Genomic DNA, 16,261 nt, shown 5'->3' on the forward strand with positions numbered 1-16,261 from the left:
ACCGCGGAACTCTTAGCCGCCGCCTTTCGCCCGAGAGAAACATGAAGCGCGCCCCTGCCCTGATCTGGTTTCGCGACGACCTGCGCCTGTCGGACAATCCCGCCCTCCACGCGGCGGCCGAGGGCGGTGGGCCGATCGCCGCCCTTTATGTGCTGGATGAGGATTCCCCCGGCATCCGCCCCCTGGGCGGCGCCGCGCGCTGGTGGCTTGCCGGGTCGCTGCGCTCCCTTTCCGCCCATCTCGGCCAGCATGGCGTGCGGCTGCTGCTGCGACGCGGCCCGGCGGCGCGCATCGTGCCGCAGCTGGCGGCGGAGCTGGGCGCGGAGCGGGTGCTGTTCAATGATCGTTCGGGCGCCGCGGAAGGCCGCGTGGATGATGAGATCACCGAACATCTGCGGCGCGAGGGGCTGCGGGTGGAGCGCTTCTGCGGCCACCTCCTGCATGCGCCGGGAACTGTGTTGACCGGCGCCGGCCGGCTGCCGCGCACCTTCGCCGCGTTCCACCGGGCATGCCTTGCGTCGCCGCCGCCCGGTCCGCCCTTGCCCGCCCCGGGACATCTCGCGGCCGCGCCCACCGATCTTGCCAGCGAGCCCCTGGAGAGCTGGGGGCTGGAGCCGGAACGGCCCGACTGGGCGGGCGGCCTGCGCCTGGCCTGGCGGCCCGGGGAATATGCCGCGCAGACGCGCCTTGCCGGCTTCATCGAAGAAGGCCTCGCCGGCTATGAGCAGGGGCGGGACTTCCCCGCCCGCCCCAACGTCTCGCGCCTGTCCCCCCATCTCCGGTTCGGGGAGATCTCGCCCCGCCAGATGCTCACCGCGGTGACCTATGCGGGCGACGCCGCGCCCGGCAGCGACGCCCTGAAATTCACGGCGGAGCTTTATTGGCGCGAGTTCAGCCACCATGTGCTGGCGGCGATGCCGGACATGGCCTTGCGCAACATCCAGTCCGCGTTCGATGCCTTTCCCTGGCGCGAGTGCCCGGGCGAGCTGAAGGCCTGGCAGCGGGGCCTCACCGGCTATCCCATCGTGGATGCCGGAATGCGCGAGCTGTGGCAGACCGGCTGGATGCACAACCGCGTGCGCATGGTGGTCGCTTCCTTCCTGGCCAAGCATCTGCTCATCGACTGGCGCGCCGGCGAAGCCTGGTTCTGGGACACGCTGGTGGACGCGGACCCGGCGAGCAATCCCGCCAACTGGCAATGGGTGGCGGGCACCGGGCTCGACGCCGCCCCCTATTTCCGCATCTTCAATCCCGTGCTGCAGGGGGAGAAGTTCGACCCCCGGGGCGACTATGTGCGCCGCTTCGTGCCCGAGCTCGCCGGGCTGCCGGCCGCCCTCATCCACAAGCCCTGGACGGCGGATGCGGCCACGCTGCGGCACGCCGGCATCCGGCTCGGCACCACCTATCCGCTGCCGGTGGTCGACCATGCCGCCGCCCGCGAGCGGGCGCTGCGGGCGCTCAAATCAACGAAAATATGATGTGTATTTTTCCTTGATACAGTGCGTTTTGAAGAGTTAGATTGAGCCCACTTTCTTTAAGGGCTTAATCGATGACAATCCGTAATGGCCTTGTGGAATCCATTGGCAATACCCCCCTCATCCGGCTGAAGCGTGCCAGCGAGCAAACCGGCTGCGATATCCTCGCCAAGGCGGAGTTTCTCAATCCCGGGCAATCGGTGAAGGACCGGGCCGCGCTCGGCATCATCAAGGACGCCATCGCGCGCGGCGCGCTGCGCCCCGGCGGGGTGATCGTGGAAGGCACAGCGGGCAATACGGGCATCGGCCTCGCGCTGGTGGCAGCTCCATTTGGCTTCCGCACCGTCATCGTTATTCCCGAGACCCAGTCCCAGGAAAAGAAGGACATGCTGCGGCTGGCCGGCGCCACACTGGTGGAGGTGCCCGCCGTGCCCTACTCCAACCCGAACAATTACGTGAAATATTCGGGCCGCCTGGCGGAAGCGCTCGCCAAGAGCGAGCCCAACGGCGCCATCTGGGCCAACCAGTTCGACAATGTGGCCAATCGCCAGGCCCATATGGACACCACCGGCCCCGAAATCTACGCCCAGACCGACGGCAGGGTGGATGGCTTCATCTGCGCTGTGGGCTCCGGCGGCACGCTGGCGGGCATCGGCATGGCGCTGAAGGAACGCAACTCCGCCATCAAGATCGCCCTCGCCGATCCGCCCGGCGCCGCGCTTTATTCCTATTACACCACGGGCAAGCTGGCCTCGGAGGGCTCATCCATCACCGAGGGCATCGGCCAGGGCCGCATCACCGCCAATCTGGAGGGTGCGCCGGTGGATCTTGCGTTCCAGATCCCCGATTCGGAATCGGTGCCCGTCGTGTTCGACCTGCTGGAGCATGAGGGCCTGTGCGTGGGCGGCTCCTCGGGCGTGAACGTGGCCGGCGCCATGCGCCTCGCGCGGGAAATGGGCCCCGGCCATACCATCGTCACCATCCTTGCGGATTACGGCACGCGCTACCAGTCGAAGCTGTTCAATCCCGACTTCCTCCGCTCCAAGAACCTGCCGGTTCCCGGCTGGCTGGAACGCAAGGCGCAGGTGCCCAGCGTCTTCCTGTGACAGGCCTGCGACGCCGGGCCTGTGGACGAAGCGCCCGGCGTCCGCCGACGGAGAGGACCGTCCCGGCTAGAACCATGGGGCAAACGCCCCACTCGCGACCAGGAGAATGCGCATGGCCGAAACCTCCCCCTTCGTTTCCACCGAATGGCTGGCCGCCAATCTTGGCGCGCCCGACCTCGTGGTGGTGGACGCCTCCTGGCACATGCCCGGCAGCGGGCGCGAAGGGGCGCCGGAGTTCCTGGCCCAGCACATTCCCGGCGCCGTCCATTTCGACATCGACGCCATCGCCGACCACTCCACCGACCTGCCCCACATGCTGCCGGACCCGCACAGCTTCGCCCAGGCGGCGGGCGCCCTGGGCATCGGCGACGGCCTGCGGATCGTGGTCTATGACAGCGTCGGCCTGTTCTCCGCGCCGCGAGTGTGGTGGACGTTCCGGGTGTTCGGCGCGCAGGATGTGATGATCCTTGATGGCGGCCTGCCGAAATGGCTGGCGGAGGGGCGCCCAGTGGACAATGGGCCGGCCCGCCGCGCCCCCGCCGTCTTCACCGCACGCATGGACCACTCCATGGTGGCGGACATCACCACGGTGGAGCGCGTGCTCGCCGCCGGCTCCGCCCAGGTGCTCGATGCCCGCAACGAAGCCCGCTTCCGGGGCGAGGCGCCGGAGCCGCGCGAGGGACTGGCCAGCGGCCACATGCCGGGCGCCTTCAACCTGCCGCACGCCCGCGTGGTGGAGAATGGCCGCCTGCTGCCGCCCGATCAGGTGCGCCCCATCATCGAGGCCACCGGGCTCGATCTGGCCCGCCCGGTCATCACCTCCTGCGGCTCCGGGGTCAGCGCCGCCATCCTCTGGCTGGCGCTCGAATCCATCGGCAAGCGCCCGCAGGCGCTCTATGACGGTTCGTGGACCGAGTGGGGTTCCAGCGGCAAGCCTGTCGCGGTCGGCTGAACGCGCCTCCCCTCACAGCCGGGCGGGCGCCTCCGCCGGTCCGGCCAGGGCGGCGCGATCCGCCTCGGTGAGCGCAGCCGCGCCGGCCGGTCGCAGGAGCAGCAGGGCTTCCCCCTCCACCTCCCGCATCGGCCGGTGATGGGCCCAGCCGAACACGTCCACGACGAGGTCGGGGGCCTGCTCGCCAAACCAAGCCAGCGCCTCCGCCGGGCCGATCTGCTGAATGATGCGCGGGCTGGGAGCCCGCTGGCCCAGCAGCAGCAACCGCGCCCCGCGACGCGCCCGCGCCGCGAGCGCGGCCAGGGCCGCGGCCGGGTCATGCACCGCCTGAAGGTCAATCGGCTCGAAAGTCACCCGTGTGCCCAGACGCCGGGAGAATCCGTGCGCCGCCAGCATCCTCCGCGCGATGCCAGCAAGCCCCAGCACCGGCGCCCCCCGGCAGTGACGGCGCAAGGCGCGCGCGCCGAAGCGCTGTTCCAGAACCTGATGGTCGGCGCTTGAAAGCGCCCGCAGCGCTGCCGCCATGCCGCCATTGCGCGCGAGTTCCACTTCCAGCGCGGCCCCCGCCTTCGCCAGCCGGCGGATGGGCGCCCCATACCAGGGCAGGCGCGGCGCGGGGGGCTGGGCGGAGGCCTCCTCCACCCGCCGGCACAGGCTCTCCCCATCATCCTGGCGCACCAGCCCCTGCTCGAGAACGTGGCCCACCAGGGCGGCGACCCGGCCCGACTCAGGCGCCGCCGGCGGCCCCGCACCAAGGACCGCCCCGAGGTCCGCGCCGTCCTCGATGTCAATGGTGAGGCCCTTGCGCCCGTAATAGGGCTCTCCCCAGGCGATGACGGGACGCCCCGCCATCAGCGCCTCCATGCCCACATTGGAAGAGTGCAGCCCCACGACATCGCAGAGCGCAAACAGATCGTGGATGGAGACATTGCGCACCAGGCGCACATGCTCCGGCAACCCTTCCGCCCGGCTGGGATCGGGCCCGCGGGGATGCGCCTTGAAGATGACGCGCCACCCCTCGGGCAGGCTGCGGAAGACCGCCCGGTAGATACTCGCCAGGTCCGGGTAGTTCCGCAGGCTCACGGTGATGCTGGCATCGAACGCCACCTGGCCCGGCACGAACAGAACCGGCCCCGGCCGCTGTGCCAGCCACGCCTTCAGCCCTTCGAGCTCGCCGCTGTCGGTGGACTGCTGATATTTGGAGCCGCGCTCGGCACGGATGCGGGCAATGAAGCCCACCGCGCGCACCGCCGCCCCCCCCTCATCGAGGCCCTCGCCCCTCTGCCAGGTGCGGTCGATGCGATGGGCGCCGCGAAAAAAGTGCGGCGCATAGGGATCCACGAAGTGGTAGCCGGGAAAAAAGGGGCTTTCCCAATACAGATAGCGGATGCCGAGATGGCTGCTCGCGGCCGCCAGAAGGCGTGAGAGGACCTCGGCCCCATGGGGCACGAACACCACCTCCGGCGCCAGCTTTTCCATCACCGCGAGCGCTTCGCCCGTCACCCCGCGCAATTGCTGGCTCCAGACCGATTCGGTCAGCAGGCTGTCGATGCGCGCGTCGTCGATGGTGAGGCTGTGGGCCGACAGGTCGATGAGATCCGGACGGAAGCCATGACGGGCCTGGAAGGCGAAGGCGGACAGACGCGGCGCGGCATCGAAGCCGCCCTGCAGCAGCACCGGCCCCTCGGGATCGCAGGCCGCATGCGCCTCGTCAGACCAGAAGGGGACGATCTGCGGCTCGAAGCCGCCGGCGCGCGCGGTCCGCGCCAGCAAGGCGGCATTGGTGGCCGATTCCTCCCCCACCATGCGGAAGATCACCGCCCGTCGCGCCCGACCACCCACCATCACCCATCCACCTGCCTCTGCTGCGAAAGGGTATAGACCGCTTTCGCCCGCTCCACACCCGCCCGAGAAAGGAACCCATCCGCCTTGGCAGGGCTTCGTGAGATGCCACAGCCGCACGCCCTACGTGAATCAGCGGTATAACTCGCGCGTTTCGAGGGTGCCGAGGCGATCAAATCCGGGTATCAACCGCTCGGGAAACCGAAACCAAACCCGCCCGCCGGATCCGGCACGCCACAAACGGAACCGAATTGGGATGCACCAGGGAGGAATGCAGGGAGGAATGATGGAGACATCCCCCATTCAAGAGGAAGCTGCAGCATTGGGTGCGGTGCCCCTGGTCTGGGCCGCGGCGACGGCGGACCAATCTCACCTCAATCTCGGCGACGCACTGAGCCCGGTCATGGTGGCCCTGCTCTCCGGTCTTCCTGTCGTCCATGCCGGCCACAATGCGAAGCGAACCCGCATGGCCGCGGTCGGCACCATTGGCCAGATGCTGCAGAACGGGGATGTGACCGTATGGGGAACAGGCGCGTCGCGCTACAGCAATCCCCATGTGGTGCCGCGTTCCGATCGCATGCCCTTCACGCCCTACCCCGGCACCCGCTACCGCATCGCCGCCACGCGCGGCCCGGTGTCCCGCGCGCTGTTCGCCCAGGAAGAAACCGGTGCCCCGGCAGCCTACGGCGATCCGGTGTGGCTGCTCCCGCAATTCTACCGTCCGCAGATCGAGAAGAAGTGGGAACTCGGGGTCATCGCCCACCTTTCCGACCTCAGCGGATCGGACCTGGACGCTCCCGTGCGCCCCGAGCTGCTGCGCTATCAGCTGCCGGAGGAGTTCCGCGACAGCGTCCGCATCATCCGCACACGCACCGCCATTTCCGCGGCCGCCCTGCGTGAGCGGCTCGACGAGATTCTCGCCTGCCGGCGCATCGTCTCCGCCAGCCTGCACGGCATGGTTTTTGCGGAAAGCTACGGCATTCCGTGCCTCTATTTCTCCCCGCGCGGGACCCAGCGCGGCTTGGTACGCCAGCACCTTTCCCCGGACAACGGCCAGGATTTGCGCATCACGGACCTCTACCAGGGCCTGGGCCTGAAAGAACTGCCCGTTTATGTTCAGTCGCGGCGCGCCCGCACCAACTGGGCCCACCTGATGAAGAGCATCGACCGCTTCTGGGAGCCAAAGGCGTTCGACTACGAACCCCTGCTGTCGGCGTTCCCACTGGAGATGGCCCCGCTCCATCCGCTGCCGGGTCAAAGCGTGTTCGAGCATCCCCTGATTCGCGACCTTCCCTTCCAACACACCAGTTACACGCGGGCCAACATGGTGGCGAAGACCGCCCCGCAAGGCCTCAAGCGGCTGGTCCGCCGGCTCATGAAGCGCGATGCGGACGAGGCCGCCGCCGACACCTCATCCGAGACTTCGGGCCTCCATTGACAGGACACCCCATGGCCGCCGACAGCCGCTCCCGCCGCTTCATCATGATCGACGGCTACAACCTCGCTTTGGAACGGGGGACAGGCGTTGCGACCTATGCGCGCAATCTGAGCTTTGCCTGCGGAGCACTCGGATACCGTACGGACATCCTCTACGGCATTCCCTCCGCCACCACGAAGGACCCCTTCTTCCGCGAAGTGTCGTTCTTCGCGACCCAGCCCGAGCGGACGAAATGGACCACGCGCCTCGCCCGTGACATTCACAGCCTGACCACGCCGCACGTGAATCCACGGGCGCTTTCCATTCCCGTCAGCGGGCGGGTCATCATCGACCAGTTCGCGAGCCAGCTCCCGCACTTCGACCACATCTGGAATGCGGCGAACCTGTTCGATCGGGCCTTCACCCTTTACTATGCGTACCGCCGCTTCAGCACGGTTGTCGGCACCGATACGCCGGACATCATGCATTGGACCTATCCGCTGCCCATCCGGCTGAAGAATACCAAGAACATTTATACCATCCACGACTTGGTGCCGCTGCGCCTGCCCTACACGACGCTGGATAATCGAAAATATTATTTCAGCCTCATCAAGGCCCTGCTGCAGCGGGCGGACCATATCGTTACCGTCTCCGAGTCGTCGAAGAAGGACATCGTCGAGATCTTCGGCTACCCAGAGGAAAAGATTACCAACACCTATCAGGCCGTCTCCATTCCGCAGCCCCTGCGCGAGAAAAGCGACGATGTGGTGCGCCAGGAGGTCGAAGGCGTCTTCAATCTGCCCTACAAGTCCTATTTCCTGTTCTTCGGCGCTATCGAACCGAAGAAGAATGTCGGCCGCATGATCGAGGGCTATCTGTCGAGCCAGGTGAAGGAGCCGCTGGTGCTCGTGGGCAAGCCCGCCTGGAAGGCGGACCGCGAGTTGCGCGTGCTGGCTGAAACCTCCCACGGGGAGCGCGTGCGCAGGTTCGAATATGTCTCCTTCCCGTTCCTCGTCAGCCTCATCCGCGGCGCGAAGGCGGTGCTGTTCCCCTCTCTTTATGAAGGTTTTGGCCTGCCCATCCTGGAAGCCATGCTGCTCGGAACGCCGGTACTCACCTCGAATCGCAGCTCCATTCCCGAGATCACCGGCGACGCCGCGCTGCGGATCGACCCCTACGACACGCGCGCCATCGCCGAGGGAATCCAGACCCTTTCCGCCGACGCAGCCCTGTGTGAGACGCTCAGCGCCAAGGGGAAAATTCAGGCAGATCTGTTCTCGCCCGAGCGCTATCAGGCCCGTGTCCGCGCCCTCTACGATCAGCTGCTCTGGCCGAACGGATGAAGGAATACCCCCAGAACACCATAAGGCCGGCAATGCGAACCAGGGCCATTCGTGCTAGGCACTTGGTCAACACTGTCGCAAGCCGTCAACAGACTGTCGAGATGGTACTATCGTCTTACGCGACCGGATCCGCCAAGCTCGCTTTCCAACGCAATTGCGCGCCGTTTCGTCATCAATATTGAATGGAGGTATTATAAGACCACGGAAATTAGGAAGTCTGGGCCTCTGCGCCATACCTGCTGTGTTTCATTTCCGCTGTTCGTGTCCATTTGTCGTCGCAATCAGGCGCTGCTCTTGGGCTTCCCCTTGAAGGGGCGGACCAACGAAACGCTTCGACTTGATTGACGCAGTGCCCACGAAGATCGTAACGGGACAGTCTTGAATCACGCTACACCGCCGAGAGTGGCGCTCTCGCACCACAAAAGGTGGCTGAAGCCGTGATGCGGTAAGGAATGAGGGGCGCTCCTGCGGCGTGCCACGGGACGGGATGGACGGCGAGCCGCGCTGTCACCTGCCGCCGGATCGGCGCGAGCAAGGAGCATCCGGCCTCCATTTCGGCGGGCGATGCCGGAATGGAGGATGTTGGGCGGCGGCGGAGCCACGCCAAAGAGGGGATGAATGACGAACCGCATCAGCCGTGCCCAGACGCCGATGCCCGAGATTGGACAGAACCACGCCGCCGCAATTCTGGGCTATGCCTGCCGGTTGCCGGGGGCTGCTAACGTGGACGCTTTCTGGTCCGTGCTGTCGCAGGGGCGTTGCGCCATCACCGAGATCAGCTCCGAGCGGTGGGCCAAGGAGCGCTTCCTGCATCCGCGCTCCGGAGAGCCGGGCCGCACCTATACCTTCGCCGCCGGCGTGCTCGACGACATCTACGATTTCGACCCCGGCGCCTTCGGCCTCTCCCCGCGTGAGGTGGAGCAGGTCGACCCCCAGCAGCGCATCCTGCTCGAGCTCACCCGCGAGGCGTTCGAGAACGCGAACCTTCCCCTGTCCGAGCTGGAAGGCAGCTCGGTGGGCGTGTTCGTGGGCGCCTCGTCCCTCGATTATTCGGTACGGTTCGCGGCGGACGTGTGCTCCATTGATCCGCATTTCGTCACCGGCAACGCGCTTTCCATCATTTCGAACCGCATTTCGTTCGCGTTTGGCTTCACCGGCCCCAGCCTGACCATCGACACCGCCTGCTCATCTTCCCTGGTGGCGTTCGACCGTGCGGTGCGCGCCATTGAAAGCGGCGAAGTCGAAGTGGCGGTGGTGGCGGGCGTGAACATTCTCGCTGCGCCGTATAACTTCGTCGGCTTCGCGCGCGCGGGCATGCTCTCGCCCACCGGCCGCTGCCGCCCCTTCTCCGCCCAGGCCGATGGCTATGTGCGCTCCGAGGGCGCCGTGGTGATGGTGCTGCGCCGCCTGGATGCGACGCGCGGCACGCTTCAGCCGCCGCGCGCGGTGGTGCTCGGCACCGGCACCAATTCCGATGGCCGCACGGTCGGCATCGCGCTGCCCAACACCAGCGCCCAGCAAGCCCTCATCGAGAATGTCTACGCCGCGCGGGGCATCGATCCGGAGGCCCTGGCCTTCATCGAGGCCCACGGCACCGGCACGCGGGTGGGTGATCCGGCAGAGGCGAACGCCATCGGCAATGCCATCGGTCGCCGGCGCTCGGCGCCGCTGCCCATCGGCTCGGTCAAGTCCAACCTCGGCCATCTGGAGCCCGCGTCCGGGCTCGCTGGCCTTTTGAAATCGCTGCTGGCGCTGCAACACAAGCTGCTGCCGGCGTCGCTGCATCTCGATGAGCTCAATGAGAGCATCCCGTTCGACGAACTGAACCTCGCGCCCGCGCGCACCCCCGTGGCCCTTGAAGAGGGACGCGAGGCGGCGGCGGTGTCTTCGTTCGGCTTCGGTGGAACCAACGCCCATGCGGTCGTGCGCCTGCCGCACTCGGACGAATGGGAAGCCCCCGCCAGCCCGGCCGAGAGCGCGCGACCTGCTGCCCTCGCCATCTCGGCTTCCAGCCGCAAGGCCCTGGCCGATCTCGCCGCCGACTACGCCGCCGCCATCGAGGCCGGCGCGGATCCGGCGATGCTGGCCAATGGGGCGGCCCATGGCCGTTCGCAGCTCGCTCATCGCCTGGCGCTGCCGCTCGACGGCATTCTCAAGCCGGCGGACGCCCTGCGCCGCTTCGCCGCCGATCAGCCGGAGCCCGGCCTCGTCTCCGGCGTCTCGGACCGGCCCCAGCGCATTGCCTTCGTGTTCGCGGGCAATGGCGGGCAATATGTGGGCATGGGGCGCACCGCCCAGCTGGCGAGCCCGGCCTTCCGCGACTCTATCGCGCGTATCGACGCCTTTTTCGTGCCCCACGCCGGCTGGTCCATCGCCGAGGCGCTCGAGGCCCCGGCTGACCTGGAGCGGATCGCGGCAACCGAGATCGCCCAGCCCATGCTGTTCGCCATCGGCGTCGGTCTTGCCGAGAGCCTGATGGCCGCAGGGTGCCAGCCCTCCGCCGTGCTCGGCCACAGCGTGGGCGAAATCCCGGCCGCCTATATCAGCGGCGCGCTCGACCTGAAGGAAGCGGTGGAGGTCATCTACTGGCGTTCCAAGCTGCAGGAGCCCGCCCGCGGCACCGGCGGCATGGCCGTGCTCATGGCTTCCAAGGACGACGCAGCCGCCCTCATCGGCCCGCCGGAAGCGTCCGGCGTGGTCATCGCCGCCGTCAACAGCCCGAGCGTGGCCACCATCGCCGGCCCCCATGCCGAGCTTGATGCCCTGCTGAAGCGCGCCCGCAAGAGCGGCGTCGCCGGCAAGCGCATGGACCTGGACTATCCCTTCCATTCGCCGCTGATGGCGCCGGTGGAAGGCCCCCTGCGCGAGGCCCTTGGTGGGCTGCACCCGCGCGCAAGCCACATTCCCTTCTTCTCCACCGTCACCGGCCGCCTGTTCGACACCACCCGCCTCGACGGCGAATACTGGTGGCACAATGTGCGTGAACCGGTGCTGTTCGCCGATGCGGTGCTCGGCGCCGCCGAGGTCGAGAAGATCGACATTTTCCTGGAAATGGGCCCGCGGCCGGTGCTCACCGGCCACATGCGCGAGACGCTGGAACCGCTGCCGGGAAGCCATGTGGTGCTTGGTTCCCTGCAGGAAAAGGCGCCGGCCCATCGCGACCCGGTGTTGCAGACCCTGCTGTCGTGCTTCGTCGAGGGCGCGCCGGTGGCGCGCGAGCGCCTGTTCGGTGCGCGGCGCCCGCTGGGCGAGGTCAAGCTGCCGCTGACGCCGTGGCAGCGCCAGACCATTGTGGTGCCCGAGAGCGTGGAAGCGGCGGACGTGGGCGGCACCCATCGCCTGCATCCCCTGCTCGGCGCCCGCCTGCGCCAGGATTCCCAGGAATGGCATGGCCTCCTGGATCCCCAGCTGGTGCCGTATCTCGCCGACCACAAGGTGAACGACACGGTGGTGGTGCCCGGCACCGCCTTGGCCGAGATGGCGCTGGCCGCCGGCCGCGAGATCCATGGCGATGTGCCGCTGGCCCTGGAGGAATTCGACATCCTCCACGCCCTCACCCTGGGCGAGGAAGGCGGGCGCGAGAGCCTGGTGCGCGTCGCCCCCACCGGCCTTGTGGAAATCCTGAGCCGGCCGCGCCTTACCACGGACTGGACCCTTCACGCCCGCGGCCACCTGGCGCCGTCGTCCTCCACGCCGGCCGACCGCGCGCCGGTGGACCAGGATGCGAGCGCCCCGGCCCTGCCCGTCACCGCCAGCGATCTCTACGCGGCCGCGGAGCGCATGGGCCTGCAATATGGCCCGCAGTTCCGGCTCGTGACGGAAGCGGTTCGCCGTGGCCGCCGCATCGACCTGGAACTGAAGCCCGAAAACGCCGACCAGGGCGCGTTTGGCCTTTCCCACGTGCTGCACCCCACCGTTCTGGATGCGTGCCTGCACGGCCTGCTGCTGGCGGTTGACCCGGCGGCGCTGGAGGATGGGCGCGTCTATCTGCCGGCCCGCTTCGGTGCGCTACATGTTTTCGCCGCCTCTTCGGTGGCGCGGGCCGAGCTGGCGGTGGTGCGCGCCAGCGCCCGCTCGCTGCTGCTCGACATCCGCCTCCTGGATGCCGAAGGCCATGTTGTGGCGCGGCTCGACGGTGCGCGCCTGCGGGCGGCGACCCTCTCCAACACCGCGGCGACCGAGACCGACTATCGCCAGCATCTGGAAGCCCTGCCTGCCTCCGTGGCGGATATTTCTGTCGTGGAGCAGGTGGAAGCCGCCTTCAGCGGTCTCGACGACAGCGTGGATGCCGGCGACGCCCATGTGCTGCTGAACGCGTTCGCCACCGCTTTGGCCCATGAGGCGGTTTCCGGCCTGCTGAAGGGCGATGTCGCCGCCCTCAGCTCCGTGAATCCGGACGATCTGGTGGAGCGGGGCATTCTCGCCGATGCGGCGCGCCCGACCCTGCTCGCGCTGCTGTCCATCCTCGCCGCCGGTGCCCTCGCCGCCCGCGAGGGGCAGGTGTGGACGGTGATCGCCGACAGCGGCCTTCCGGACAGCGCCAGCATCCTGGCCGAGGTGTTGCGGGATGCGCCCGAGCGCGCTGCGGAAGTCACCATCGGTTCCTATCTGGCCGCGGCGCTGCCGGCCCATCTGGCGACCGGCGAGCTCCTGCGCATCACCGGCGCGCTGCTGGACCACTGGGAGGCTTCCGCGCCGCCCGCGCGGGCCCTGCAGGAGGTCGCCCGCGCCCTGGTGGAAGGCGGGCGCAAGTCCGCTCCGGCCCGTGTCCTGGTGGTGGAGCGCCACGGCGCCGTGGCCCTGGCGCTGCTGCCGCTCGCACAGGCGGGCCACATCCGCCTCGCGGTGGATGGCAGCGAGCCCTCCGTGCGCGAGACCCTCGCCGCGCGCCATCCGGCCCTTGCCCCCCTGCTCGCCCCGGCCGCCGATGGCGAGGTCAGCACCTATGACGTGGTGCTGGCCGCCGACCCCCACCCGCTGGTGCTGGAAACCGAGCCCCTGGCCGCGCGCCTTGCCAAGCGGGTCAGCGGCGGCGGCGTGCTGGCCGTGCTGCAGCTTGAAAGCCATCCCTTCGCCGCGCTGATCGACGCGGTTGGAGCGGAAGAGGACAGCCCCGCCCGCCACCGTCCCATGGCGGAAACGGCCCAGCGCCTGGCCACGGCCGGCTTCCTGGGCGTGAAGACCCGCCGGGCCGTTCTCGCCGACGCCGTGGTGGACGTGCTTGTGGCCCGCGCCCCCCTGCCCGAGGCGGACGGCGCCCCGCAGGCCGAAGCTGCACTGGCCGAGGCCATCAGCCTGGAATTTGCCCACAGCACCGCGCCCGCCAGCCTGGTTGCGGCAATCGATGCGGCGGGTCACCTGAGTGCCCTGCGCCGGCTGGAAAGCGGCACCGCGCCCGGAGCCGACCTGCCATTGGCCGACGGCGAGGGGCGCAGCCTCGTCCTGCATCCGCTCATGCCGACCACGGCCGAGCCGGCCGCACTCGCCGGCCTGTTCACCCATGCCACCGCCCTTCTGGAGGCGGTGCGCGCCCATCCGGGCAAGGCCGAAGTGTGGTTCCTCACCCGCGGCAATGCGCCGGTGAATGGCAGCCCACTGGCCAGCGCCTGCTGGGGCTACGGCCGCGTTGCGGTCAACGAGTTCGCGGATATCGACCTGCGTCTCGTGGATGTGGCGCCGAGCCTCGACGCCGACACCGCCGCCGGGCGCCTCGCCGCGCTGCTGCTGGCTGCGCCGGAAGAGCGGGAACTGGTGATCGGCGATGGCCCGGTTTCGGCCGTGCGCACCACCACCGGCGCCGCGGCGCGCGAGCAGGTGGCGCCCGATGGCGAGCCGACCACCACCATGGCCCGCCTGGAGGCGAAGCCCGGCTCCATGGACCGGCTGACCTGGGTGGGCGCCCCGCGCCCCGCCCTTGCCGCCGATGCCGTGGAAATCGAAGTGGCCGCGAGCGCCCTCAATTTCCGCGACGTGATGTTCGCCCAGGGCGTGATCGGCGACGAGATGCTGGAGAACGGCTTTACCGGCCCCTCCCTCGGCTTCGAATGCTCCGGCGTCGTGACCCGGATCGGTACCGCGGTCTCAAGCGTGAAGGTGGGCGACCGCGTCATGGCGTTCGCCCCCGCGGCCTTCGCCTCCCACGTGGTGGTCTCGGCCAACATGGCCATGCCGGTGCCCGACAATGTGCCTCTGAAGGCGGCCGCCACCATTCCGGTGGCCTTCCTCACCGCGTGGTACGGCCTTGTCACCCAGGCCCGGCTGAAGCGCGGTGAGTGGGTGCTGGTGCACGGCGCGGCCGGCGGCGTGGGCCTGGCGGCCCTGCAGATCGCCAAGTGGCTCGGCGCGCGCATCGTCGCCACCGCCGGCACGCCAGAGAAGCGCGCCTTGGCGGCTCTCGCGGGGGCCGACCTGGTGCTCGATTCCCGCTCCCTGGCCTTCGTGGACGACATCCGCTCCGCCATTGGCGGGGTGGACGTGGTGCTCAACTCCCTGGCGGGCGAGGCCATGGAGCGTTCCATCAAGGTGCTGAAGCCCTTCGGCCGCTTCGTGGAGCTGGGCAAGCGCGACTATATCGGCAACACCGAAATCGGCCTGCGCCCGTTCGCCCGTAACCTGTCCTATTTCGGTGTCGATACCGACCAGCTCATCGCCGCCCGGCCGGACGCGCTGCAGGAGCTGTTCGGCGATCTGGTGCGGCTTCTGGCGGAGGGCGAGTTCACGCCCCTGCCCTATCGCGAGTTCGCCGCCGACAGCGCGCCGGAGGCGTTCCGCCTCATGCAGGGCGCCGGCCATGTGGGCAAGATCCTGCTCACCCCGCCCGTGACGCCTCCTCCCGTGGCCGAGACGCCGGCCCCGTTCCGGGCCGCCGCGGAAGGCGTGCACCTGGTGGTGGGCGGCACCGGCGGCTTCGGCTTCGAAACCGCCATATGGCTCGCGGACCATGGGGCGAACGCCATCGTGGTGGCTTCGCGCAGCGGTGCCCTGACGCCGGAGGCGGCCGCCCGCGCCGCCGCCCTCTCCGCCCGTGGCGTGACGCTGACCGCCGAGCGCCTGGACGTGCGCGACGCCGAGGGCGTGAAGCGCTTCGTCGATGGGCTGGTTGAGCGCTATGGGCGCCTCAGCGGCGTGGTGCACGCGGCCATGGTGCTGGATGATGGCCTGCTGCGGGACCTCACTGCCGAGCGCTTCGAGAAGGTGCTGGCCCCCAAGATTGAGGGCGCGGCCCATCTGGATGCCGCCACGCGGAACCTCGCCGTCGCGCCCGATTATTTCGTGATGTTCTCCTCGGCCACCACGCTGGTGGGCAATCCGGGGCAAGGCAATTACGTGGCCGCCAATGCCTTCCTTGAGGGCCTGGCCCGCGACCGCCGCGCCGCCGGCCTCCCGGCGCTCGCCGTGTCGTGGGGTGCCATCTCGGACGTGGGCGTGCTGGCGCGCGAGACCGCCATCAACGAAAAGCTGAAGCGCCGCATCGGCCGCCACGCCATGGCGTCGGCCACCGCGCTGAAGCATCTCGGCGCCTTCCTTTCGGAGGGCGACGCCATCCACCCGCCGGCCGTGACCTGCGCCTATATCGACTGGTCGACCGCCGGCGAGCTGGCCCTGGTGAAGGCGCAGACCTTCGCCGCCCTGCTCACCGACGGGCGCAGCGAGCGTACGCTGGGCAAGAGCTCCGACCTCGAAAGCCTCATCGCGGGGCAGAACGAGTCCGAGGCGCGCCTCACCATCGCCCGCCTGCTGGCTGAGGAGATCGGCAAGATCCTGCGCCTGCCAGTGGAGGCGGTGGACCTGACGCGTCCGCTCATGGACATCGGCATGGATTCGCTGATGAGCCTGGAACTCGACATGGAAGTGCAGCGCCGGTTTGGCGTGGAACTGCCGGTGCTGGCGCTGGGCGCCGGCTCCACCCTCATGGACGTGGCTGAAAAGGTGCTCCAGCAGGTGCGCGGCAGCGGCGATGCCGGGACCGCCACGCCCGAACAGCTGATCGCCGAGGCCGGCATCATGGACAAGCACGTGGATCTCGATCTCGACAAGGACGCCATCGCGCGGCTCAGCGCCAAGGTGATCAGCGAGAGCGAGCACACGGGCGGAGGCATAATGTGAGCGCCAACAACACCCAGGGT

General features: G+C 68.7%; 7 protein-coding genes. 6 read left to right on the forward strand and 1 reads right to left on the reverse strand.

The window, feature by feature from the left end:
- Positions 1-41: 41 nt before the first annotated feature.
- From L0966_RS13500 to sseA, 3 genes are all read left to right on the forward strand, one after another.
- Positions 42-1,478 (forward strand): deoxyribodipyrimidine photo-lyase, encoded by a 1,437-nt coding sequence (locus L0966_RS13500; RefSeq protein WP_234052467.1) that lies wholly within the window; start codon positions 42-44, stop codon positions 1,476-1,478.
- A 71-nt stretch (positions 1,479-1,549) separates the two neighbouring features.
- Entirely contained in the window at positions 1,550-2,581 is a 1,032-nt protein-coding gene (locus L0966_RS13505) for a cysteine synthase A (protein WP_234052468.1), read from the forward strand.
- Between the two features lie 112 nt (positions 2,582-2,693).
- Positions 2,694-3,533 (forward strand): 3-mercaptopyruvate sulfurtransferase, encoded by an 840-nt coding sequence (sseA, locus tag L0966_RS13510; protein ID WP_234052469.1) that lies wholly within the window; start codon positions 2,694-2,696, stop codon positions 3,531-3,533.
- 12 nt (positions 3,534-3,545) lie between these two features.
- Here sseA and L0966_RS13515 read toward each other — a convergent pair whose 3' ends face one another.
- Positions 3,546-5,378, reverse strand: a complete 1,833-nt coding sequence (locus L0966_RS13515; RefSeq protein ID WP_234052470.1) for a hypothetical protein — start codon at positions 5,376-5,378, stop codon at positions 3,546-3,548.
- A gap of 280 nt (positions 5,379-5,658) precedes the next feature.
- Between L0966_RS13515 and L0966_RS13520 the strand changes: the two genes are divergently transcribed.
- The 3 genes from L0966_RS13520 (at position 5,659) to L0966_RS13530 (ending at position 16,241) form a co-directional block, all read left to right on the forward strand.
- The gene (locus tag L0966_RS13520) at positions 5,659-6,813 is read left to right on the forward strand and encodes a polysaccharide pyruvyl transferase family protein (protein ID WP_234052471.1); all 1,155 of its coding nucleotides are present in this window, start codon (positions 5,659-5,661) and stop codon (positions 6,811-6,813) included.
- An 11-nt stretch (positions 6,814-6,824) separates the two neighbouring features.
- Entirely contained in the window at positions 6,825-8,135 is a 1,311-nt protein-coding gene (locus L0966_RS13525) for a glycosyltransferase family 1 protein (protein ID WP_234052472.1), read from the forward strand.
- Positions 8,136-8,753: 618 nt separating this feature from the next.
- Positions 8,754-16,241, forward strand: a complete 7,488-nt coding sequence (locus tag L0966_RS13530; protein ID WP_234052473.1) for a type I polyketide synthase — start codon at positions 8,754-8,756, stop codon at positions 16,239-16,241.
- The last annotated feature ends 20 nt before the right edge of the window (positions 16,242-16,261 follow it).

This window comes from Xanthobacter sp. NM-59, assembly GCF_021401125.1.
Lineage (GTDB): Bacteria > Pseudomonadota > Alphaproteobacteria > Rhizobiales > Xanthobacteraceae > Xanthobacter.